Raw genomic sequence first — 23630 nt, forward strand, 5'->3', positions numbered from 1 at the left:
AAGATCTTGCCGGAAGCTCCGGTCAGAAGCGAATCGCCGGTCGTCGCAAATACTTTGCGCATAGCGGCGTCATCCGTGACGACGGTGAGGATGACATCCGACGCGGCGGTGACACGAGCAAGCTCCCGGACCGATTCGGCGCCAAGTTCGCGCGCTATTTCGTCTGCGATGCTTTGATTCGCATCGTAGATCGCGGCGACAGGGTACCCGGTCTCGTGCAGACGCCGGCCGATGTTCGCGCCCATGCGCCCGACGCCGACGATACCGATACGAGAAGCTGCCGCCATGCGCAAAATGCCTCCTGACAAGGGGCCGCTTTGATTCTTAGCGGCGACGGGGCTGACCTCTACGGTTCATCGCGGGCGGACCATAGAGGTCCGCCCTATCATCGCGGACCGTAAAGGTCCGCCCTACATTGTTTACGGGTAGACGCCGCGCAGCATCGTCGCTTCGGCGACGCGCCCGACCGCGAGCACATACGCGCCGCGGCGCATGTTGATCTTGTGCTGTTTGGCCTTTTCGTACGTCGCCTTGAACGCTCGGACCATCGTCCGCTTGAGGCGCGCGTTCACTTCTTCTTCGTCCCAGAAGTTCTCCTGAAGATCTTGCACCCACTCGAAGTACGAAACCGTGACGCCGCCCGCGTTGGCGAGAATGTCGGGCAATACCATGATGCCGCGATCGAAGAGAACGCTGTCCGCCTCGGGGAGCGTGGGACCGTTTGCCGCTTCGGCCACGACCTTGGCCTTGATGCGCCCGGCGTTTTCGCCGGTGATCACCTTTTCGAGCGCCGCGGGGATCAGCACATCACATTCGCACTCGAGCACATCTTTGTTCGACATCGCGTCGCCGCCGCCGAAGCCGACGACCGACCCCGTCTCCGATTTGTGCGCGATGAGCTTCTTCACATCCAGCCCCGCGGCGTTGGCGATGCCGCCTTGACTATCCGAGACCGCCACGATCCTGTAGCCCGCCGCGTTCATCAATTCTGCGGCGTGCAATCCTGCGTTGCCGAAACCTTGGATCGCGACGCGCGCACCGTCAGCGGAGATGCCCAACTCCCGCAGCGCTTCGTCGATCACGAACATGCAGCCGCGTGCCGTCGCCTTGTCGCGGCCGAGCGATCCGCCGATCGCGATGGGCTTGCCCGTCACGACTCCGGGAATCGAGTAGCCGCGCATCATAGAAAATGTATCCATGATCCAAGCCATGATCTGCGGCGTGGTATAGACGTCGGGAGCCGGGATGTCGCGTTCTGGTCCGATGATGATCGAGATCTCGCTCGTGTACCGGCGCGTCATGTGTTCGAGCTCGCGCATGCTCATGTTCTTGGGATCGCAGATGATGCCGCCCTTCGCTCCGCCGAACGGAATGTCGACGAGCGCGCATTTCCACGACATCCACATCGCCAGCGCTTTGACTTCATCGAGCGTCACGTCCGGATGGAACCGGATTCCGCCCTTAGCCGGACCGCGCGACATGTTGTGCTGCACGCGATAGCCTTCGAAGACGCGATACGACCTGTCGTCCATCTCGCACGGCACCGAAACGGTGAGCACGCGCTTGGGCGAGCGGAGAAATGCGTGGATGCCGGCGTCCAGACCGAGCAGCACGGCGACGTCATCCAACTGCGCCTGCGCCATCTCCCAGACATTGCGCGAGCCTTGTGCGGCGGATCGATCGAGCGTTGACGACATGAGGTTCCTTTCGCGTGTTTAGACGAGCACGACAGAGCGTTGCGTCCTAGACTTTAGTGTGTCAGGACTGCGTGGCTTCTGCGGTGATGGGACGAAACTCCCGTCAGCTCGCGTGCGCGAGATCACGCAAACACCGGAATGCGTCGACCCTGCATTTGTAAGGCTTTGGTGCCGAAGACAGGACTTGAACCTGCACATCCTTGCGGACACAAGTACCTGAAACTTGCGCGTCTGCCAATTTCGCCACTTCGGCGCCGAACGTTTATGTTCGAAGGGTCCGCGAACGCTCCTCCCCTCGACGATGCACGCAGGAGGGCGGCGCATATAACGCCCGTAAGCGTTCGATGTGAGTTCCCCGTCAGAGCCCGTCAAGACGAGCCTCGAGCGAACGCTGCCGCGCGCATCATATGTCGATGAAGCTGCGTTCGGTCTCGAACGCGAGCGCATCTTCATGCGCGAATGGTTTCTCGCTTGTCGTGAGGAGCGCGTGACGAATCCCGGCGACTTCGTCGCGATTGACGTGGCCGGCGAAAGCGTATTCATCGTCCGCGCGAAGGACGGCACGCTTCACGCGCACTTCAACGTCTGCCGTCACCGCGGCAGCCGGCTTGTCGCCGAAGAGTCGAGCGGTGTGCTGCCGGGCGCGATTCGATGCCCGTATCATTCGTGGACGTACGAGCTCGACGGCAGACTGCGGACAGCTCCATTTCTCGCGGAAGCAGACGGCGTTTGGAAAGACGAGTTACCGCTGCACGCGGTCGACGTCGACACGTGGGGCGGATTCGTATTCGTCAACCTTTCGCTGCACAGCCCGCAGCCGGCGCAATCGCGGTTGGCCGAGCAATTAGGCGGCGTTCCGGCGCGGCTCGAACGGTATCCGCTCGCGCAGCTGCGGACGGGCGCAACGCTGCGCTACGACGTCGCGGCGAATTGGAAAGTCATCCTCGAGAACTACAACGAGTGCTACCATTGCGCCGGCGTACATCCGGAACTCTGCGCGGTGGTGCCGGCGTTTCGCGTCAAGGGCGGCGCGGATCTCGACTGGGAGCGGGGTATCCCGCACCGCGACGGCGCGAACACGTTCACGTTCAGCGGCACGACTTCGCGCGCGCAGTTCCCAGGACTCGACGAGGACGAGCGTACGCGCCACAAAGGCGAACTCATCTATCCGAACTGCATGCTCAGCCTGTCGGCGGATCACGTGGCCGCGTTCACCCTCTTCCCGCGCGGCCCGGCTCGCACCGCGATTGTCTGCGACTTTCTCTTCCACCCCGACGAAATCGCAAAGCCCGCCTTCGATCCATCCGATGCCGTGGATTTCTGGGATCTGACGAACCGCCAGGACTGGGCGATCTGCGAGAGCGTCCAGCGCGGCATGACCTCGCGCGTTTGGGAGTTCGGCTATTACGCCCCGATGGAGAGCTGGAGTTTGGACATGCGACGCTACATCAACGAGCGTTTGGGGCAGTAGTGGCGCGCGACTATGATTGCATCGTGCTCGGACTCGGCGGCATCGGAAGCGGCGCCGCCTATTGGCTCGCGCGTGGAGGCCGCATGCACGTGCTCGGTCTGGAACAGTTCGAATTCGGCCACGTGCGCGGCGAATCGCAGGACCACTCGCGAATAATCCGGCTCTCGTATCATGCATCGAACTACGTGCGTTTGGCAAAGCGCGCGTACGAGTCGTGGGAGACGTTGGAGTCCGATGCAAAAACGCGCGTCGTCTTGAAGACCGGCGGACTGGATCTCGGGCCGCGCGTGAGCGCGATCCCGCTGCAGGGATACGCCGACGCGATGGCCGCATGCGACGTTCCTTTCGAGCGGCTCGACTCACGCGAGATCATGCGGCGCTGGCCGCAGTTCACGCTGACCGACGATATCGAAGGCCTCCACCAGAGTCAGAGCGGTCTCGTCATGGCCGAGCGCGCCAATGACGCACATCGCCGCATGGCGCGTGCGCATGGCGCCGTGCTCCGCGACAACGCGCCGGTCGAATGGATCAGAGACGCAAACGGCGAGCTGGACGTCCGCGCCGGCGGCACGACATATCGCTGCGCGAAGCTCGTCATCGCTGCGGGGCCGTGGTCGAACAACGCACTTGCGAACTTTGGGCTTCGTCTACCGCTCGAGATCACAAAAGAACAAGTCACGTACTTCGCTTCGCCGAACGTGGAGGCGTTCGCGCCGGATCGTTTCCCGGTCTGGATATGGATGGACGACCCGTCGTTCTACGGCTTTCCGGTCTTCGGCGAAGCCGGGCCGAAAATCGCGCAAGACGCCGGCGGCAAGCCGGTCGACCCTGATTCGCGCACGTTCGAGCCGGATGAAGAAAATTTCGCGCGCGTCGAAGACTTCATGCGTCGTTATCTTCCGAGTGCGCTCGGTCCCGTCATCCGGACGAAGACATGTCTGTACACGCTCACGCCCGATCGCGACTTTGTGATCGATCTGGTCCCCGGCCATCCGAACGTTGCGTTTGCGATCGGCGCAGGCCACGCGTTCAAATTTGCGTCGGTGATCGGGCGCATACTCGGCGAATTGGTGGTAGACGGCAGCACGCCGAGCGATCTCTCGGGATTTTCTTCCGAACGCCCCATCCTGCGTGAGATCAATCCGTCGAAGCAGTACATGGTATAGCGGTGGAACGTCCGAATCACGCGAAACGTTGAGTATGTATATGAAGAAGCTGCTCGTGATCCTCGCTTTGATCGTGCCGGTCGCCGCTCTTGCTGCGGCGCCGGTTCCCTATCTGCCCGTGCCTAGAGGCGCGGCCGTGATACTGAACACAGGATCGACGAACGCGCTCGGCTATCGAATCGTCCTTCAGCGATCGGGCGCAGCCGAGTATGTCCACGGCGACAAACGGGCGACCGCGAACGTGCCTGAGGCGATCACGACGAAGTTCTTCACGGATATGCAAGCCTTGCCTTTGAGATCTTACCCCATGATCCACTGCATGAAGAGCGTATCGTTCGGCACGTCGCTCTACGTGTGGTGGAAGGGGGCGCGCTCGCAAGATCTGACCTGCGGCACGACGATTCTCGCCGGCGATTCATATGCCGTCGCACAGGCGCTCGGGCTTAGCACAGCCGTCGGCGCGCCGATGCATCCGGTCCCCGCGCTGACGAACGAGCCGCGCGTGCCGGCACCTGCACCGTCTTCGAATCCCTGAGCGCATAGGGGTTTTAGCCGACCCGTTCCAATAGCGTGCCTTGTGGGAGTGGTCTGCATCGCCTGCTACCGGCCGAAGCGCGGAAAGAAACGCGCCTTGGAGCAACTGATGCGCGAGCACGTCAAGACGTTGCGCCGCGAAGGTCTCGCGACAAAGCGCACGCCGATCATCATGCGGGCGAAGGACGGCACGGTCCTCGAGGTCTTCGAATGGATATCCCACCGGGCGATCGACAAGGCGCATAGCAATCGCGCAGTGCTTGCGATGTGGCAGCGCTTCAATGCCGCCTGCGATTTCGTCAAGGTCGGCGATGTCGCTGAGAGCCGCGATCAGTGGGCGTCGTTTGCTCCGCTCGAACTATAAATCGCGCCTCGATGATACGCGAGCCTAGAGTACCGGAAGTCGAAAAAGAACCTGGATCATCGATCTGGTTCTTCAGGCCGGACATCGGCCGCGACATCCTGCAGATCGCGATCGTCGCGGTGTTGTACGTCGCCGGGGCCAAACTCGGGTTTTCGTTTGCGTTTCAGACCAAACAAGTAACCGCGCTCTGGCCACCGACCGGGATCGCCGTCGCTGCGTTGTTGCTGCTCGGCCTGCGAGTATGGCCGGGAGTCTTCCTCGGCGCACTGGTCAGCAACGCGATGACGAGCGAGCCGCTCCTCGCAGCGTTCGGCATCGCGATCGGCAACACGCTCGCGCCCGTGATCGGCGTGGCCTTCGTGAACCGCTTCGTAGATTTCGACGCTCGCCTGGAGCGCCTGCGCGACGTTCTCGGACTCGTTATCATCACCGCGCTCTGCGGGATGACGATCTCAGCGAGCAACGGCACGCTCGTTCTCGCGCTCGCGAAGATCATCCCGTGGTCGTCGTTCGGGTCGGTCTGGCTGCTGTGGTGGATCGGCGACGCGATGGGCGTCATGCTTTTCGCGCCGCTCGTCCTCACGTGGGCTTCGGCCCAACGCTGGAGCCGAGCGAGCTGGCGCGACGCGGCGGAGTTCGCCCTATTCAGTATCGCGCTGCTGGCAGCCACGTGGCTGCTCTTCATGAGCGCCACCCCGCTGCAGTACCCGGTCTATCCGCTCATCATCTGGACGGGCTTGCGTTTCAACCAACGCGTGACATCACTGACGGCAGTCGTCATCTCTGCGATCGCGATTTGGGGAACCGTGCACAATCTCGGACCGTTCACGGTCGGAACGCTCGATCACCGGGTTTCGATGCTCGTGACGTTCATGGCCGTCATGGTGGCGACCGGTCTTTCGCTCGGCGCGGTAACGGCGGAGCGACGCGTCGCGAACGCCCACCTCAAAGCTGCGGAGCGCCGATTCCACGTCCTCGCCGAGATCGTACCGCAGATGGTTTGGACGGCCGACCGGACGGGCTGGTTTGACTGGTACAACCAGCGCTACTACGAGCACACGGGCCAGTCGCCGAAAGAGTCGGCTGGTTGGGGCTGGCAGGGCGTCGTGCACCCGCACGACTTGCCGCGCGTGATGAAGGAGTGGCCGCAGTCGATCGCCACGGGCGAGCCTTTTGAAATGGAAGCGCGCATCCGTCATGACGACGGTTCGTATCGCTGGTTTTTGATCCGAGCACAGCCGTCGCGTGACGAGTCCGGCGCAGTCGCCCGATGGTATGGCACGTGCACCGACATCGACGACCAGAAACGCGCCCTGCAACAGACCGTGAAAGCGGCCGAGACGCTGCAGACTGCGCTCCTTCCAGGCCGCCTCCCGATCCGTCCGGACTTGCATTTTGACGCGTTGTATCTCACGGCCGAGCGCGAGTCGCTGGTCGGCGGGGATTGGTACGACGCATTCGAGCTGCCGACAGGCGAGCTCGTCGTGTCCATCGGCGACGTCACGGGTCACGGACTCGCGGCGGCCGTCACGGCGAACCGCATCCGCCAAACGATATTTGCCGCGGCAATCGAACAGCCGAATCCGGCGAACGTCCTCGCGAAGGTCAACCGGATACTGCGCATTCAAGATGAGTCGCTTGCGACGGCGCTTGTCGCTGTGATCGACAAAGATCTCTCCGTCATGCATTACGCCAGCGCGGGGCACCCGCCGCCGATGATCGCGACGTATGCGGGCAGCGCGCAATCGCTTTCGAACGGCGGGTTGCCGTTAGGCGTGGCGACCGATCTGGAGCTTGTCGTGCACACCATAGCGTTGCAGCGCGACGCTCAGCTGCTCTTCTACACCGATGGCGTGACCGAATTCTCGCGCGACATCTCCAAGACCGAGAGCGTGCTGTTGCACACGCTCTCTCGATTGGCGCGCGAGATCTCGCAGGAGCGCCCGGCGATTGTTCTCCAGCGGGCCGTCATGGGCTTCGATCGTCCCACGGACGATGCGGTGCTCATGGTGCTGCAACTCACGCCGCGACCGCTGCCGACGCAATCCGAAAATGGCGACTTGCGCAAGACGTGGACCTTCCATTCGAGCAGCGCGTACTCCGCACACACGTCGCGCCACGAGCTGATGAGCTTCGTGCGCGGCTTTGTGACGTCTGACGAGGAGCTCTACCGCTTCGAGCTTTTGATCGGTGAAATACTGGCCAACACCGTCAAACATGCTCCAGGCCTTGTGACCGTTGAGATCGACTGGGGCCGCTCCGTTCCAGTCATGACGATCCACGACACCGGTCCAGGCCTGGCGAAATTTTCTCCCACCCTGCCCGAAGACTATCTCACGGAGAACGGGCGGGGGTTATTCCTCATCGGCGCTCTCGCGAGAGCGGTCCATCTCGAGACGTCGCCCGATGCGGGAACGACGATGACGATCGAGTTACCGGCAACCAACCACGCGCATAGTTCGGATCACGTCGCGCCGCCATAGCGGCGAGCACGCGACCGGAACGCCGCGGAGTTATCGGAGGACCGGCCATCCGATAAACCGGCCGGTCTCGCCCTCCCGGCAGATCACTCGCCCGGACGTCAACATCGCAACGTCGTACGGCTTACCGGGAACCGGTATCGTACGTTCGATTTCGTAGTCGTCCGTCGTTAGAACCGCGACGTCTGCATTGAACGGACGAGCGACGACGCAGCGCGTTTCGTCTCTTGTGATGAAGAGCTCGCCGACATAGCGTCCGATCCCGTCCAGGCCCGCCTGCAGTTGTCGATATCGAATGTGTTTCCACGTCGTCGTATCGAGCACTGCTAGCGTGTCGTAGTCGATCGCTAGCACCTCGCGCGCGTTTTTTCGAAAGACCGGATGAAGATTTCCGCCGCGATTTCCGAAGCTCACCACCTCAAGGCTTCTGCGCTCGGTGAGATCGTACAGCAGCGTTTCGGACTCCTTGTACTTTAGGATCAGGAGTTGATCTCTTCCAGGAACCTGAACGACGCCTGAGTGGCCGTCTCCAAAATTCGGCCTGTTGTCCGGTATGGGTAAAATCCATTCGACTATGCACTTTCGCGTGTCGAGCACGATCAAAGCATCTGAGAAGGTCGGCGAAATGCCCATCAAGATGTAGTACGCGGTTGGCACGGACGCCCAAAGCGAATGGGTACCGGTAAAGTCAGCTCGGTCGCGCGAGAAGTTCACACAGGCTAACGACTCGTTCGGTTCCGCCGCATCGTGGATCGTGATGCGGAACCTGTCGCTTGCGATGACCTGTAAGACTGAGAAGAGTCCTCGCTCGCCGCTGTGAACCGAAATCCGCAGGGCATCGAGAAATGGAACCTTCTCAACCCATCCCGACTCGATGTCCAACGACCAAATCGAGCAACCATCGGCCCACTTCAACAAACCAACTGCCCGACGCTCGGCGCTGTCTAGAATCATTTTACGCCGGAGCCATGCAGTTCACCGGACGGGTTTTTGCGGATCTTCGACAGACCAGACGACGTCCTGCAAGGGAACCAGACTCACCCGCGTCCAGCCGGTTTGCGGGCGGTCCAAGTCGATGATCGCCGTCGACACCAGTGCCAAGACAAGCGCGTACATCGCAAAAGCCGTGCTTCTCCCGCCTCGCAATCCCGCGTTGAACCCCGCAACGCCAACCGTGAGTGCAGCGATCGCAAATAGGATCGCGAGGATCGCGTCGGGGATGTGAGCTTCCGCGGCCGCGGCCTCAAGAGCGCTCGCGTCCACGACGTCGTTCAACGATTGCAAGAGCAGCGATATCAGCTGCGGACGGGCGTCGGAGCTTGCCGCGCGCGTGCCGATCGCCCACATCGCGCGCTGAAAATCCAGTGACTCTGCCGTGGCGGCGTCCTGTGCTTGTTGATCGGACGCCGCTTCGACGAATTGGATGCGAACTTGCGTGTAGGCACGCAGTTGCGAGTGCAGCGATCGACGGTCGGCCGGATCCAAGACATCCGCGCGCGCGACCGCGGTCGAGATGGCGTTCGCCTCGTTCACGACTGCGTTGCGCCTCGCGTCGAACCGCGAAAGTGCAAGTGAGAACGTAAAAGCGAGCAAGAGACCAAGGATCGGGAACATCGCCGATTGTATGGCCGCAAACGCGTCGGCGTTGCTCGCCCGCCCGCGCAGCCGCTTCCCGAGCAGGTAGCCGATCTCGGATGCGGCGACTGCGGCGATGAACATCGCGATCGCCGCGATGTCACCGAAAGCGTTCTGAAGCAATGCGCCTCCGGCTGTTAGCGAGGCGACCTTGATCAAATCCCCGTCACCGCGCGAACTAACGCGCGCGCGAACGGGGCGCCGATGCCGGTCGTGAGATCGTAGCCCACGCCCGCGTTATAACCGGGGTCGAGCTGGTTCGGATTGCTGATGCCGAACACGGCGTTGTTGCCGTAGTTTATATCATAGACCGTCTGCTGATATTCGGGCAGCGTGTAAAGACGATAGAGCAGGCCGTCGGGATTGCCGAGCCGGTACGGATGCGACGACGGACCCAGGCCGCAACGCGGATTCAAGCGGCACGCTTGAAGCACAAGCGCCCACATCGCGGCCGCGCCCGGAGCGCCGGCGCTCGTGCCGCCGACCGCTCCTAGTGCCACGAGGTTTGGATCGAAGGCGTCGATCACGACAGCGTCGCCGGTTATGAGATCGGCGTTCAGCGCCACGTCGGGAACGCCGCGCACCGATCCCGTGACGTTTGCGACAGGGTTTTGAAAATTCGGCCGCGCGAAGACGGTGGAAAGTCCGCCACCGGTCGCGCCGTTGCTGCCGAGCAGCGCCGTCTGCACGCCCCAAGCCGTGATCGGCCCGGCGAGCCGTCCGTTCGACAAGATCGGAGTGGTGGTGCCGCCGACTGCCACGACATCCGGGTCGCTTGCGGGATAGGCCACGCAGAGAACGTCTTCGGTCATGGGAAGACCGTCTTGCTGACAACCCTCGGCGCCCGTGTCGCCGGATGAGACGAAAGTGGCGATACCTTCGGCCGCCAGCATCGCGAATTCATCCGGCTCGAGCCCGGTGCCATCCGGATGCAGCAGCGGATTGCCCGGAGAGGCGATGTCAAGCTCTCCGCCGCCCGCGCTAAGACTGACGATGTCGGCGGTGTTGTCGGCGATCGCCTGCTGCAGCTCGTCGTCGGTCTCGCCGATGCCAAGCGCGGGGGTCGGCGGGTTGTGATTGCACGCGCCCGGCGAATTGCATTCGTTCGGATTGTACGCGAGATAGAAGAGAACGCTCGCATCGGGAGCGAGTCCCGACGACTGCTCGGTGTCGAGCTGCGCCTCGACGTCTTCAGGATTGCAGACGTTATAGTTCGGCGGATTCGTCTGCTGGCACGGTGCCGTGACCGGCGGAGGCGTCTGCAGACCGGTGCTGCACACGGGGCAGACCGCAGTGACGTTCACTTGTCTGACCGTGCCCGCCCCGATCACTTTGTAGAGACCGCGATACGCGGGCACATCGGCGCTTGAGATGGGCCCGGTTCCGATGACCCCGATCGTGATGCCGCGGCCGGTGATGCCGGTATCGTACGCGCCGGTGTAGTCGAAGGCGGTCGCGATCTGCCACGGTGAGTAGCCGAGCAAGAGATTGTTGCCGAGACCTCCCTGGGCGTGCACCGGCGGCGAGACGATCATCATGTGCGAGTGAAAAGAATGGAGCGTGACGAGCCGGCCGATGCCGGCGATGCGCACGGATGAAGCGACCGACGGCGGCACGACCGGCGCGTAGAATAGATGGTTTCCGTTTTCGCACACGCCGAACGTCGTGTGCAGCGCGCCTTCGATGCGATGCTGATCGCCCCAGACTCGCAGGCTGCCACGTTGCGGCCACGCTTGGACAGCCAACCCTGCGCTTGCGAAGTAGTTCAGCGCGTTGCCGTACTCCGTCGAGTCGGCGCCATAAAGCGCACCGATCTGCTGGGGCGTCAGGAAATGTCTATATGCGGGTGACGACGGGTCACTGACGGATCGCGCGTATGCGAGCAGGCCCGACTCGTCGCGCAGCGGCACGACCACATCCATGCCGAGCGTGCCGAGATTTGCCTGGCCGAAGCAACGGGCGCCCGCGAGCGCACCCGCATCGTATTGGATGCCGGCTGTCTGCGCCGCCGGTCGTCGCCCAACCGGCAATGTGACGACGTGTCCTGACGCCGATGGGTGTATGAAGCCGAACGACAAGTAAAGCGCCAGCACGATGCTCACGCCGGTTCCGGTTCTTCGAAGACTTCGCTAGAACCTTATCGCTCGCTCGGCGTACGCGTTCTCCGCGAAGGCATCATGGACACTGCAGCATCTGCATCGTCGTGAGCGCGTTGAAATTCCCCGCCGAATCGAAGGCGCCGCCGGCTGCCCAGAAATCGTGCGTTCCCGGGATGAGGCTCGCCGAATTGAAGAAGCTGCCGTACGTTCCGGCTGCGACCGGAAGCGACTGCACCCACTTCGTGCCGTTCCACAGGGCCGCGTACGGGATCTGAAACTGTTGGCCGGTCACCGGATTGACGAGACCGACGGCTAATGCGCCTTCAGATGTCGATGCGACCACCGCTTCGAACGCGGTGGTGAGTGAGCCGTCGTTGGGCGAGCTCTGCACCGCCCACTTCGTGCTGTTCCAGCCCTCGGAGAGAGTGTTCGGACCGTTCTCGGAAGTATTGCGATGCGTGCCGACCGCAAAAACGCCGTTTGTGGCGAAGCCGCCCATGCCGTTGATGAAATTGTTGCTCGAGCCGACGTCTTTCATCGGCACGATCGTCCACTTCACGCCGTTCCAATGCATCGAGAGGTTCTGCTTAATGCCGGAGCTCAGCGTGTAGTATCCGCCGGCCCAGACGTCGGACGTGCCGACGGCAAACGTCGTCTGGAGGATCTGATTGAATCCGTTGACGTTGGGCGTGGTGACGACGGACCACTTCGTGCCGTTCCAGTGCTCGGCGAACGTCTGATAGCCGACCGATGTCGGGATCTGCAGACCGACCGCCCAGATGTCGGTAGGCGATACCGCATCGACGGAATTCATGTATCCGCCGTTCGGCGCCGGCGCGGGCGGCATGTTCACCACGGTCCACTTGTTGCCGTTCCAATGCTCGGAGATGGGTTCGAACAGGTTGGACGCCGTCTGATAGTATCCGACAGCCCACGCGTTGTTGTTCGCGAGCGCCTTGACGCCGAAGAACACTGTCTGGTTGGCGCTTGGGTTCTGCGTCGGAACAACTTTCCAGACGCTGCCGTTCCATCGCTCTGCAAGCGCTCCAGTCTCGGTTGAACTGATCGAATAGTATCCAACCGCCCACGCATTGGTTTTGGACGTGGCCGAAACCGCGCCGAAGATGTTGAAGTTCGCACCCGGGTTCACGGTGGGGACGACCGACCACGTGCACGCGGCTTGCGCGGCGCTGGACTGGCCCGCCAACAAAGCGATCGCGGCGCCGGTCGCCGCGATCCGTGCGCATGCACCGCGCAGTGATGACATGTCGACTCCTTAAAACGAAGTTATGGCCTGCTGAAAAGCGCAGGTCTTGCCGTATTTTAGCCAGGCGCGCGCCCCCGCCGAAAGGGCCTTTTGTCCTTGAGGACGCTGCCCGACGCTTGCCCTGCGTAGTAGGGCGAGCAACGCTCGCCCGCAACGATTGCCGAGTGGGCCGACTGACGTCGGCCCCTTCAGCGAATTCAAAGGGCCGACTGACGTCGGCCCCTTCGGTGGATTTAAAGGGCCGACTGACAGTCGGCCCCTTCAGCCGATTTTTAGAACGCGCCGATTCCGTTTGGTGTGCCTAAGCCGGTGGGTCCGTCGAAGCCCACGCCTGCTATACAGATGAACGTATTGCCAGGACACGGACCGTTCGAGCCGCTCGTCACATCGGTCAAGTTGCCCGCCACGTGACTGTACGGATACGAGCCGTACGTCAGCGCTGCGCCATTGCCGGCGAGCGCATAGACCGCACCGATGATCGGCGCCGATGCGCTCGTTCCGCCGAAGACGCACCACGTCGAGCAGCCTTGACCTCCGCCGAACGTGTCGTAGACCGCGACGCCGGTATTCGGATCGGCGACCGCGGACACATCATTGTCGATTCTCGTGCTGCACACGCTCGTATAGGCTGATCCGAGCGCAGTCTGCCACACTGGCTGCGCGATGTACGCACTGCAAATACTGCCCGTGCCATCCACTCCGGCCGGGCCGGACCAGGCTGTCTGCGTCCACGTACCTCCGCCACCTTGGTTCAGCGATGTGCCGCCAACTGACGTCACATACTGTGACCCAGACGGATAGCCCGATTGAGACGGCGAGTATCCAAAATCTCCGGCCGCGAACGTGATCATGATGCCGGGATGATTGAAGTTCACTTCGTCGCTTGCTTCGGTTGGATATTCACCGCCGCCCCAGCTGTTTGAGATAACGGTCGCGCCACATGAGGTCGCCGCTGTATCCTCGGCACCGTATAGGTTGTTGAAGCCGGGATCCACCGTTTCCATGAGCACGATTTCGCAGTTGGGGCACACGGCCGAAACCATGTCGAGATCGAGCGACTCTTCGGCTTCCCAGTTACCGGTTGAATCCGTTGTGGGGAGCGGTGACGTGGCGCCGAACTGGTTGACCTTCACAAAACATCCATTGGCTGTCGTGCACGCGGAGAGCCCGAACGTGTTGCGATAGACGGCGAGGTCTGCCTCCGCGCCCGGATCATCATACGCATCGACGATGACGACGGTCTGATTGCCGCCGTCGGCGCTCGATGCGCTCGCGAGACCATAGGCCGCTTGAAGATTGGCCGGACTATATCCTGACGGAACGATGCTCGGCGTGCGCCCGATGTCCGTTCGGATCCACGACATGCAGCGCATATATCCCGGACCTGCGCTCGGACACACCGGCCGTGCTGGGCCGGGTCCGATCCGCCGTGAGATGACCGCGGGATGCTGCGGCCGTAGGCGCGCTTGCCAGCTGACGTGGAGGCCGCTATGCCGTGCGATCAACGAGCACGAGACGGGAGATTGCGTTGGGCTCGGCGATGGATTCGGCGGCGGATTCATCGTGGTTCCGCCTCCTCCCCCACCTCCGCCGCATGCAGTGATGACGGCGGCGATCGAGACGACGAATATAAGCGACAGAGCGGCATGAATATGCCGCCCGAATGGGTGTGCCGTTTCTATTTTCATTTTACGCTCCGACGCGATGGCCAAATCTTGTACTGATTATATCGGACGAACGAGCGTCAAGGCCTCATTTCGTCGCGGCATCAGTTTCGGGACGCCTCTAGGGAGCGGCCGCCCGCGTGATAAGTCACGGAAGCCGCGAGCGGCGTGCAGCCGCATGCGGGTTCGAAGCCAGGCGGCGCCGCCCCGGACGAGCGCAGCCGCCCGCTGCATCTTCACGATGGCGAAGAGCGACTCGGTCTTCAACCCTTGCGTCTCATCGAGCGTTGTGTATTGAACCGGAATGCCCGAAAAAAAAGCAAGACCGTTCTGACCCGTGTAGTCATAGTACGATGTGACGACGTCGTGGCTCACGACGCAGGCGACGCCGCGGCCCTGTACGACGTACGTGTCGACGGTGGCCGCATCGACGGTGCCGAAGATCGCGTCGACGAGCGAACGCGTCTCAGCGATGTGCATGCCGGAGGTGCCGATGGATTTCGGTACGCCGCATGCAGCTGGTATCGTCGTGGGACCGGTATCGGATGACGAATCGGAGCTAAGTCCGCCCGCGGGCTGCCAATCGGGAACGGTGAACACGACCGGCGACGGCATGGGCGATGCTTGCGGTTCGGTGACGGTGATCGTCAAGGTTCCGCCCGACGGGGCCGTGTACGCATAGTCGGTTTCGAGCGAAGTGCCTTGGAGCACTTTGTACGTGCCTGACGCATCGCTATTCTCAACCGCGGTTGCAGTCGTGCCGTCTGGAAATGAGTCGGCTTCCGTATACGATCCATCAGCGTTGGTCGTGCGCGTGATCGTCTGGCCGTCGGGATCGGTCTCGGTCGAGATTTGCGCCGCGGAATTCACCCACTGCGCGCCCGCGACTTCCGGGAGGATGTCGATCTGCCCATTGCCGGCGCCGAGCTGAACATCGAGGCTCACGAAATTGCTGTCGATTGAGGAAAAGCCTACGTCATTCAACGGACCGCTGCCGCTCGGCGGGAACGAGAGATAATCATCAGTCAAGGTGACGATCGTCTGCAGCCCGGTGTCGGTCTCATGGTAGTTGAAATCGGTCAACCCGGTCTGGCCGTGAAACGTGCTTCCGGTTTTCACCGTTGCCACGTCGTCCACCGACCAGTTCGCCGTGCTGGTGGGTTCGGGCGACGGCGCATTCGATGGGCCTGGCTGCACCGGGCGCCAGAACGTCTGCGTGAGCGTGCCGCCGTAATGGAAGACATCGCCGTTGCCTGCTGGGCGCGATGAACCGCCGGGCGATGGCTGCGGCTGCGGACCGATTGACGCGGATCCGCCGCCGCCGCCGCACGAGGCGACGCCGACCGCCATGGCCGCCGCGAAGACGGCTAGCGGTCGGAGGTTCATCTTAGAACGTGGTGCCGCTGGAGAAGTGGAAGCCTTCGATCCGGCAGGCCGGCACGACGTGGTTCTCCGAGCGCACGAGATCGTTCGCGAGTTCGCAGCGGCCGAGCGCGCCGACGATGGACTCGTTGAAACGCATGTTGCGCAGGCCGCGAGTGATGCGGCCGTCTTCGATGAGGAAGAACCCGTCGCGCGTCATGCCGGTGATGATCGTCTGCAGTTTATCGACCAGCCGGATATACCACGTGCGCGAGACCAGCAGACCGCGTTTTGTCTCGGCGATGAGCTGTGCCGCGCTTTTTTGACCCGGAGAGACGACGACGTTGAGCGGGAGCGGTCCGTAGGTGTTCGGCGCTGGCAGCGCGTGGCCGGTGTTCGCGTGCTTCAGTTTGGCCGCGTAGTAGGAATCGTAGACGACGTCGCGCGCGACGCCTTGTTCCACGAGCGTCACCGGTTTGCGTGAGACGCCTTCGAAATCGAACGGCATGCCGTCGCCGAGCGGGTGCGCGAAATCGTCCGCGATCGTGACGTTGGCGCCCATCACGCGTTCGCCGATGTGGCCGGACATGAAGGATGCGCCTTCCGCGAACGGCATCGCGCCGAAACCGGTCCAGGAAAGGTAGCCGAGGAATTCGCGCAGCGCCGGCGGCTCTAAGATGACGGTATATTCTCCCGGATCGACGGAACCGGGCGTGCGGCCGGCTACGGCTTTCTGCGCGGCGGTCGAAGCGAGCGCGCTCGCGTCCAAATCCCCAAACTGGCGAGCGTGACCTTCGGCATAGCCGCTAGAGTCGGCGCTCATCGCCTTGATGTTGATCGCCGAGTCCGTCGAACGGAAGAATTGACGGATGCCCTTGGAATTTGCTATCGCGACGCTGCCGGCGCTCGTGGAGACGTACCCTGCGGCGTCGAGATCGTTCTTTTTCATCACGCTGACGATCTTTGCGACGGCGCCGGCGCGCTCTGCGGCCGTCGTGGCCGCCGTCGCTTCATCGTATGCAAATTCCATCGCCGACGTCGCCGGACCCGACGTCGGCAGTCCGGGAAAGTCTTGATCGGCGGGCGAGAGCCGCGCGATCTCACATGCTCGATCGACGAGAGTGCGGATGCCGGCGCCGTCGAGGTCGTTGGAAGTCGCGACGCCGATGCGTTTGCCGACGACCGCGCGCACGCTGAGCGTACGGTTGCGCTCGACGAGGTTCTCGTGGATCGTGTTTCCCATGATCCGCGAAAGCGCGTAGTCTTGCGCCATAACGATCGCTTCGGTCTCATCGGCGGTGGAATCGCGCAGCGCTGCGTCGAGCACCGCGTCTGCGGCCGCGCGCTCGGCGGCAAGATCAGTGCGCATAGCCGACGACTCCGACTTCGACATCGCGAAAGCGTGTAGGCGCTGCGCCCTGCGATGAGCGCGCGGTCTGCATGGGCTCGCCCTTGCCGCAATTCGGCGTGCCCCACGCCGTCCATGAATTTCGGTCGCCGATGGCGTCGCACGAACCCCAGAACTTGGGCGTCATGCCGGCATACGTCGGATTTTTTAACATCTTGCCTTTCTTGCCGTTCTTGATCTCATAACCGAGCTGACAGCCGAATTGGAAGTTGAGCCGCTTGTCGTCGATCGACCACGAGCGATTGCTCTCCATGTAGACGCCGTTGCGGATGCCGTCAAAAAGTTCGGCGCTCGGTGTCGTGCCCGGTTGCAAATTGACGTTGCCGATCCGGATCATGGGCAGCCGGCCCCAATATTCGGCGCGTACGCAGCCGCAGAGTTTGACGCCCGCATCCATGGCGGTGTCGCGCCCGGCCATGTAGCCGACCAAAATGCCCTCGCGGATAAGATCGATCGACGAAGCCGGCGTTCCCTCATCGTCGTAGCCGTGCGTGGCGAACGCGAGCGGACATGTCATGTCGCACGCGACGTTCACGATCGGGCTGCCGTAGCGGAAGCTGCCGAGTTTATCGAGCGTGGCGAACGAAGTTCCCGAGAAATTCGCTTCCCAGCCGAGCACACGATCGAGCTCGAGCGCGTGGCCGATCGATTCGTGGATCTGCAGCGAGACCTGATCGCCGGAAAGCACGACGTCCATCGTTCCGCTCGGACACTGATCGGCTGTGAGCAGGGCTACCGCTTCTTCGCCGATGCGCCGCGCGTTGCCCGGCAAGTCGGCTTTTTGGATGATCTCGTAGCCGCCGGTCTGATAGAGCCCGCACGTGCCGGGAAAGAGCCGGTCCTGCACGTCGTTCTCACCGACGGCAAGCGCTTCGCACGCGCTGCCGCATTGCAGCAGCTCTTGAGCGATGCGGCTGCCGTCCGTGTTCGCAAATTCTTTAGTCGTGCGCCAGATATCCATCCACGCCCGACCGACCGTGACGCCGCGCGCACCGCGAATATCCGCTTCGACATCCATCAGATACTTGACGCGCTCGCCCGTCGGAATCGTGGCTGGGTCGACCTCAAACGGCGTGCGGTAAACGCCCGTGTGTTTGACGGCTGGCAGCAGTTCGATCCCGTGCGATTTCACCGTCGCGCTCGCGCGCGCGACTTCGACCGCGAGCGCGGCGATGCGGTCGATCTCTTTTCGTTCGGCGTTCGCGCTGGAGGCGAATCCCCATGCCCCGTCCACGATCGCGCGCACCGAGAAACCGGCGCTTTCGGAATCGCTGAAACCGTTGACGACGCCGTTGCGCACTTCGATGTGTTCGTCTCTGACCACGCCGAACCTGACGTCGGCGTATGACGCGCCGCGGGCGACGGCGGTATCCAGCGCCGCTTGAGCTTCAGCGTCGAATCGCACTCTTCACTCCTTCAATCTCGTGTGTCGATGTCGTCAATTATGCGCCTTCCGGAGGGCGACCTTGCTTTTGTCCGCGAATCCGATTGAGATGACTGAACGGACCTCGAGATGTGCCGTCGGGCTCTCCGAACTTGCATCGGAGCGCGGACTTTCAGCCGAAGCCTTGGCGAAGACGGCGAACCTCGACGCTCCCATCGTCGATGCGTATCTGCACGGCACGGGCGAGCCCCCCGGCTTGGGGGAGCTCGCGCGACTGTGCGTGGCGTTTGGGCTGGATCCGCTTGATTTCTTGCATCGTTGCGGCTATTTCACCGATGTCGACTACGCGATGGGGTTGGACCCGCTCTTCTTCCTCAACGAGGGCGGCGTGCGCTCGATGATGCGTATCACGCTTCGAGAGCGCTTTAACAATCCGAAACCGATTGAGGGCGAGCATGTGATCCGTCGCAATTCGGTCATCCGCGCGCTGCAGGATGATCGATTGCTCGACGACGTGGCACGCGTCGAACTGCAAATGCGCTACCTTCTGCTGGCCGCGAAAAACGCCGGCTGGGTTGAAGACATGTAGGGCGGACCTTCATGGTCCGCCGGGCACGACGTACGCTAAAACTGCGCTGCGATTGCCTTCGCCGCAGCGCAAACCGAAGCGGCGATCGAGTCCAGTGCCGCCTCATCGATGTGCCGCGCGAAACCCGCTACCCAGACGACGCCTATGGGCTCGCGATCTGCGCCCACGATCGCAGCCGCCGCCGCACGCATACCGTCCACATATTCATCCACGTCGATCGCATACCCGCGATGAGCGGCGCGATCGACGGCTTTGAGGTAGCGTGCGCGATCCACGATCGTGCGCCGCGTAAAACGCGGCAGATCGCGGGAGGTCACGTATGCTTCGCGCTTGAGCGGTGTCCACGCCGACAAGAGCGCCTTCCCAACGGCACCGGCGAGGAGCGGAATCGACGAGCCGATCGGCGCCGAAATCGACATTGCGGGCCGGCCGTGCACGCAATCCACGATCGTCACCGTATCGGATCGCGGCATACCCAAAAATGCGGTCTGTCCGGTCTTGTCCGCCAGCGCCTCGAGGCTGACGCGCGCGACCGCGCGTAAATCGATGCTGCCGCTCGAGCGCGTGGCGAGGACGTGGAGGCCGCGCCCAATCCTAAAGCGGCGGCTATCGCCGACGGCATCGATCATGCCGAGCGCTTCAAGGGTGCCCGTCAAGCCGTGAACGGTGCTCTTGCCCATTCCCAGACGGCGCGACAACTCGGAAATGCCGAGCGGTTCGCCCGAACCAGCGAGGCAGTCAAGCAGGCGAAATGCTTTTTCGACGGCCGGCACAATACGGGGTTCGGAAACCGCGCCGTTCGATGGGAGCGTCGAGCCGTTCTGCCGGTTGAACATTTCGCTCGGTTGGCCAGCAGAGCAAGCTGCGCCTTCTAGAGAAAGAAACGACGTATGGAGACCCTGTATGTCCTGGGTGCCTTGATTTCTTGCGCTGGCGCTCTGTACTTTTCTATTGTTCTTGTGCGAAACTTGGCCCACCGACGTCCGATCTTACTCGAGAGCCTGTGGGCGCCGATGTTGTGGGGTTCTCTCTTAATCAATATCTCCGAACTGCACGGGAAGCTCTCGCCGCCGGCTGGTGATCGGTACATGCTGGGCGGTATGCTTTTGAACGCTGTCGGCGTCGGCTGGTTTATAACCGACTACATCGTCGGCTGCCGGAAAAAAACAAAAACGTTGGAGAGCCAGCTGTAGAGCAATCAGGGCCGGCTGACGCCGGCCCCTTCAAAATAAATGCGTGACACAATGATCGGCGTGATCAGCAAGAACGCGATCGCCGCGCTTTCCACCACGAAACCGGACGGCCCGTTGCCAAGCGCACCCATGTCGAACGCGTAATGCACCGCAGTCAAAGCCCCAAGCCACCATGCATACGCGCCCCAGCGTCTGCCGCACGCAATCGCCGGCATCAGCCAGGCGATATACCATGTGTTGACTGACGGAGCTGACCAGATGAACGCCGCGACCGGGCGCCAGAAAGACGGCAGCCAGCGACCGCGCACCGCGCTGATTCCCGCCGCGATCGCCAACCACAAGACGACGGCGCCAAGCGTCAGCTGCAGCAAGCGGCCCCACAAAATAGCGCCCTGACCGTGTGAGAACAGCGGCGCGAGGATGATGGACGTCGGCGAAAAGCCGAGCGCCGATGCCGGTCCTTGCAACGATGTGAACATCGCGGGCCCAGCCCAAAACGGCGCGAAGCTCAAGGCCGGGATCGCCAGCGCGACAACGATGCACGCGACGCCGGTGACGAAACCGCCGGACCGAAATGCGCGCCCCGCAAGCGCGGGCAGCACGACGAGCGGAACGTATTTTATGCCGATGGCAATGCCGAGCAGCACTCCGGCGATCATCGGGTAGGCCTCCCCCAACGCAAAGGCCCACACGACCGCGGCGAGCATCACGAAATCGTTGTGGCCCCCGACGGCCGACTCCCAGAGCACGAGCGGATGAAACGCGAACAGCGCGACGCCATAGGTCCGCGCAGCGCGATCCGCATCGCTTCGTAAGCGCAAGAGCCCCATCGAACACGCGCATGCACTCAGTACGGCGATGACACGCTGCGTCCAGACCTGCGTCCACAGATCGGCATGCGATTCGGCGCGACCGACGATGCTCGCGCCCACGGTCCACAGCGGACCATAATCGTCGCGCAATGGCGGATCGCCGAAGAAGTTCAGAATCGGCGCCAGCACGGCGTCGTGGAGCACGCGCATCGGCGCCGCCAGGGTGTACGGGTTGAGCCCGAAGACGCCGTGCGCGCGGCCGAACAGCACGTACGCATACGCATCGCTCGAAAATGTGACGGGAAAAAATGACAGCGCCAGCCCGACGATCAGTTGCGCACAGACGAGCGCCCACGCAGGCAAGCCAGGCGCGTCACGCAGCGCGCTTGCCAAACGCCAGCCGGCGAAACCGAGAGCGCAGAAGACCACGAGAAACCCGAAGAACAGCGGCAACGCGCCATCGGCGCCGTTGATGACGGACAGCGGCAGCGCCCGACCCGCGGGGAACGAAAATGGGCCGGGCGTCAGCGACGCCGCGTGCGTCGATCGCGCGAGCGAGCGACACAGCGCGGATCCGGCGAAACTGATGAAGACCAGCGCCGCAGTCCAGACGACGACGCGAGCGCGCGGCCTCATCGGGCGGCGATCAAACCGCCGCGAGCGCCTGCTCGATATCCGCGATGATGTCCGATTCGGCCTCGATGCCGACCGAGAAGCGGAGCAGGTTGTCCGTGACGCCGCGCGCGTCGCGGATCTCCTTGGGGATGCTTCCGTGCGTCATCGAGACGGGATGACATAAGAGCGATTCGACGCCGCCGAGACTCTCCGCGAGCGAGAACACGCGCACCGCGGATGCAAAGGCGCGAGCACGCTCCGGACCGCCTTTCAGCACGCACGATACCATGCCGCCGAAGCCGCGCATCTGGCGCTTCGCAAGTTCGTGCTGCGGATGCGACGGCAAGCCCGGGTAGTACACGCGCTCGACCGCCGGGTGATCGTCCAGATACGCCGCAACGGCGCGCGCGTGCCGTTCGTGTTCGCGCATGCGAATGGCGAGCGTCTTCACGCCGCGCAACGTCAGAAAGCAATCGAACGGTCCGGGAATGCCGCCGACCGCGTTCTGATGGAACTTCACGATATCGTGCAGCGTCTTGTCGTTTGTTCCGACGAACCCGCCGACCGCGTCGGAGTGGCCGCCGATGTACTTCGTGGTGGAATGAACGACGAAATCCGCGCCGAGATCGAGCGGGTTCTGCAAGAACGGCGTGGCAAACGTATTGTCGACGGCCACGCGAACGCCGCGCTCCCTGCACGCTGAACTGATCGCGCGCAGATCGCAGAGTTTCAGCAACGGATTCGTCGGTGTCTCGAGCCAGACAAGTTTCGTCGCCGCGGACATCGCAGCGACGACGTTCTCGACAGACGACGCGTCGACGTAGTCGAATCGCACGCCGTAGCGTTTGAAGACCTTGTCGAAGAGCCGGAACGTGCCGCCGTACAGGTCGTCGCCTACCACCACGTGATCGCCCGCCGAGAGCAGATTGCAGACCGCCGACGTCGCCGCCATACCCGATGCGAAGCACGATCCATGTTCCGCGTTTTCGAGCGACGCAAGACAGCGCTCGAGCGCGACGCGCGTGGGATTGACCGTGCGCGAATAATCGTAACCTTTATGCACGCCCGGCGCGGATTGCGTGTACGTGGAAGTCTGGAAGATCGGAACGATCGTGGCGCCGGTGATCGGCTCCGCCTCTTGTCCGACGTGAATGGCCTTGGTCGCGAATTCCATGCGTCCGAACTTCCTCTTACGTGGCGGACAAGTAGTTGATGATGTCCATCTTCGTGATCACCCCGATCGGCGTCCCCAATCGTGCGACGAGCACGGCGGCGTGGCCCAGCGATAACTGCTTGTACGCGTGCTCGACCGGCTCGCGATCGTCGAGCACGGCGAACGGGCGGCCCATCACGTCGCGCACTTCGCTGTGCACCACGTCGGCTTTATCGTAGACCATCTGCATGACCGACACTTCGTTCACCGAGCCGACGATCTCAGGTCCTTCGACAACGGGAATCTGGGAGATCTGATACTCGCGCATGAGTTCGACCGCGCGCTTGACGGAATCGGTGGGAGAAAGCGTGATCAGCTGCGGGATCTTGCCTTTGGCGTGCAGCACCATGCCGACCGTCGCGGCGCGGCCTTCTTCGCCGATGAAACCATTCGCGCGCATCCATTCGTCGTTGAAGATCTTGGACATGTAGCCGCGCCCGCTGTCCGGCAGAAGCACGACCATGACCGCATCCGGCGGCAACTCGCGCGCCACGCGCTGTGCCGCGACGGCGGCCGTGCCCGACGAACCGCCGACGAGCAATCCCTCTTCGCGACAGATGCGGCGCGCCATCAAGAACGAGTCCTTATCGGAGACGCGCTCCATGCGGTCGATGGCTTTGAGATCGACCGTCGCCGGCAGAAAATCTTCGCCGATGCCTTCCACCTTGTATGACTTC

The 23630-nt window shown here is 62.6% G+C and carries 20 protein-coding genes and 1 tRNA gene; 6 read left to right on the top strand and 15 right to left on the bottom strand.

The genetic code is table 11. From position 1 onward, the window contains the following. The 3 genes from VKT51_00140 to VKT51_00150 form a co-directional block, all read right to left on the bottom strand. Nucleotides 1–287, bottom strand: a 287-nt coding sequence (locus tag VKT51_00140; GenBank protein HLJ82565.1) for an NAD(P)-binding domain-containing protein, incomplete at its 3' end; no start/stop codon positions are given. A gap of 132 nt (nucleotides 288–419) precedes the next feature. Further along, nucleotides 420–1697 (bottom strand): Glu/Leu/Phe/Val dehydrogenase, encoded by a 1278-nt coding sequence (locus VKT51_00145; GenBank protein HLJ82566.1) that lies wholly within the window; start codon nucleotides 1695–1697, stop codon nucleotides 420–422. Nucleotides 1698–1863: 166 nt separating this feature from the next. Continuing rightward, nucleotides 1864–1950 (bottom strand) — tRNA-Leu (locus VKT51_00150). Between the two features lie 93 nt (nucleotides 1951–2043). Between VKT51_00150 and VKT51_00155 the strand changes: the two genes are divergently transcribed. From VKT51_00155 to VKT51_00175, 5 genes are all read left to right on the top strand, one after another. After that, on the top strand, nucleotides 2044–3168 hold the full coding sequence (locus VKT51_00155) for an aromatic ring-hydroxylating dioxygenase subunit alpha (GenBank protein HLJ82567.1): 1125 nt from the start codon (nucleotides 2044–2046) through the stop codon (nucleotides 3166–3168). Continuing rightward, nucleotides 3168–4334: an N-methyl-L-tryptophan oxidase gene (gene solA / locus VKT51_00160; GenBank protein ID HLJ82568.1), complete on the top strand. Its 1167-nt coding sequence runs from the start codon at nucleotides 3168–3170 to the stop codon at nucleotides 4332–4334. Before VKT51_00155 ends, solA begins: the two co-directional genes overlap by 1 nt. A gap of 40 nt (nucleotides 4335–4374) precedes the next feature. Then, nucleotides 4375–4869 (top strand): hypothetical protein, encoded by a 495-nt coding sequence (locus VKT51_00165; GenBank protein HLJ82569.1) that lies wholly within the window; start codon nucleotides 4375–4377, stop codon nucleotides 4867–4869. A 108-nt stretch (nucleotides 4870–4977) separates the two neighbouring features. Next, entirely contained in the window at nucleotides 4978–5232 is a 255-nt protein-coding gene (locus VKT51_00170; GenBank protein ID HLJ82570.1) for a hypothetical protein, read from the top strand. 11 nt (nucleotides 5233–5243) lie between these two features. Further along, complete coding sequence (locus tag VKT51_00175) at nucleotides 5244–7715, top strand: MASE1 domain-containing protein (protein HLJ82571.1); 2472 nt, start codon at nucleotides 5244–5246, stop codon at nucleotides 7713–7715. Nucleotides 7716–7745: 30 nt separating this feature from the next. Here the strand turns inward: VKT51_00175 and VKT51_00180 are convergent, their stop codons facing one another. The 8 genes from VKT51_00180 to VKT51_00215 form a co-directional block, all read right to left on the bottom strand. Then, complete coding sequence (locus VKT51_00180; GenBank protein HLJ82572.1) at nucleotides 7746–8666, bottom strand: hypothetical protein; 921 nt, start codon at nucleotides 8664–8666, stop codon at nucleotides 7746–7748. Between the two features lie 21 nt (nucleotides 8667–8687). Further along, nucleotides 8688–9470 carry a hypothetical protein gene (locus VKT51_00185; GenBank protein HLJ82573.1) on the bottom strand — a complete coding sequence of 261 codons (783 nt, stop codon included), beginning with the start codon at nucleotides 9468–9470 and terminating at the stop codon, nucleotides 8688–8690. Between the two features lie 32 nt (nucleotides 9471–9502). Next, nucleotides 9503–11449, bottom strand: a complete 1947-nt coding sequence (locus VKT51_00190; protein HLJ82574.1) for a S53 family peptidase — start codon at nucleotides 11447–11449, stop codon at nucleotides 9503–9505. Nucleotides 11450–11522: 73 nt separating this feature from the next. Continuing rightward, nucleotides 11523–12713 (bottom strand): hypothetical protein, encoded by a 1191-nt coding sequence (locus tag VKT51_00195; GenBank protein ID HLJ82575.1) that lies wholly within the window; start codon nucleotides 12711–12713, stop codon nucleotides 11523–11525. 272 nt (nucleotides 12714–12985) lie between these two features. Further along, nucleotides 12986–14275 (bottom strand): hypothetical protein, encoded by a 1290-nt coding sequence (locus VKT51_00200; GenBank protein ID HLJ82576.1) that lies wholly within the window; start codon nucleotides 14273–14275, stop codon nucleotides 12986–12988. A gap of 162 nt (nucleotides 14276–14437) precedes the next feature. Beyond that, on the bottom strand, nucleotides 14438–15763 hold the full coding sequence (locus tag VKT51_00205) for a hypothetical protein (GenBank protein ID HLJ82577.1): 1326 nt from the start codon (nucleotides 15761–15763) through the stop codon (nucleotides 14438–14440). A gap of 1 nt (nucleotide 15764) precedes the next feature. Continuing rightward, entirely contained in the window at nucleotides 15765–17108 is a 1344-nt protein-coding gene (locus VKT51_00210) for a TldD/PmbA family protein (GenBank protein ID HLJ82578.1), read from the bottom strand. Then, nucleotides 17098–18552, bottom strand: coding sequence for a TldD/PmbA family protein (locus VKT51_00215; protein ID HLJ82579.1), 1455 nt, complete (start codon nucleotides 18550–18552; stop codon nucleotides 17098–17100). Before VKT51_00215 ends, VKT51_00210 begins: the two co-directional genes overlap by 11 nt. Nucleotides 18553–18640: 88 nt before the next feature. Between VKT51_00215 and VKT51_00220 the strand changes: the two genes are divergently transcribed. Then, nucleotides 18641–19120: a helix-turn-helix transcriptional regulator gene (locus tag VKT51_00220; GenBank protein HLJ82580.1), complete on the top strand. Its 480-nt coding sequence runs from the start codon at nucleotides 18641–18643 to the stop codon at nucleotides 19118–19120. 35 nt (nucleotides 19121–19155) lie between these two features. Here VKT51_00220 and VKT51_00225 read toward each other — a convergent pair whose 3' ends face one another. The 4 genes from VKT51_00225 to VKT51_00240 all read right to left on the bottom strand — a co-directional run. Then, nucleotides 19156–19956: an IclR family transcriptional regulator gene (locus VKT51_00225; protein HLJ82581.1), complete on the bottom strand. Its 801-nt coding sequence runs from the start codon at nucleotides 19954–19956 to the stop codon at nucleotides 19156–19158. A 362-nt stretch (nucleotides 19957–20318) separates the two neighbouring features. Further along, the gene (locus VKT51_00230; GenBank protein ID HLJ82582.1) at nucleotides 20319–21761 is read right to left on the bottom strand and encodes a glycosyltransferase 87 family protein; all 1443 of its coding nucleotides are present in this window, start codon (nucleotides 21759–21761) and stop codon (nucleotides 20319–20321) included. Nucleotides 21762–21771: 10 nt separating this feature from the next. Then, nucleotides 21772–22914, bottom strand: coding sequence for a cystathionine gamma-synthase (locus VKT51_00235; GenBank protein HLJ82583.1), 1143 nt, complete (start codon nucleotides 22912–22914; stop codon nucleotides 21772–21774). Nucleotides 22915–22930: 16 nt separating this feature from the next. Then, on the bottom strand, nucleotides 22931–23630 hold a 700-nt coding region (locus VKT51_00240; protein ID HLJ82584.1), incomplete at its 5' end, for a pyridoxal-phosphate dependent enzyme.

The organism is Candidatus Eremiobacteraceae bacterium (assembly GCA_035295225.1).
Classification (GTDB): Bacteria; Vulcanimicrobiota; Vulcanimicrobiia; order Eremiobacterales; family Eremiobacteraceae; genus JABCYQ01.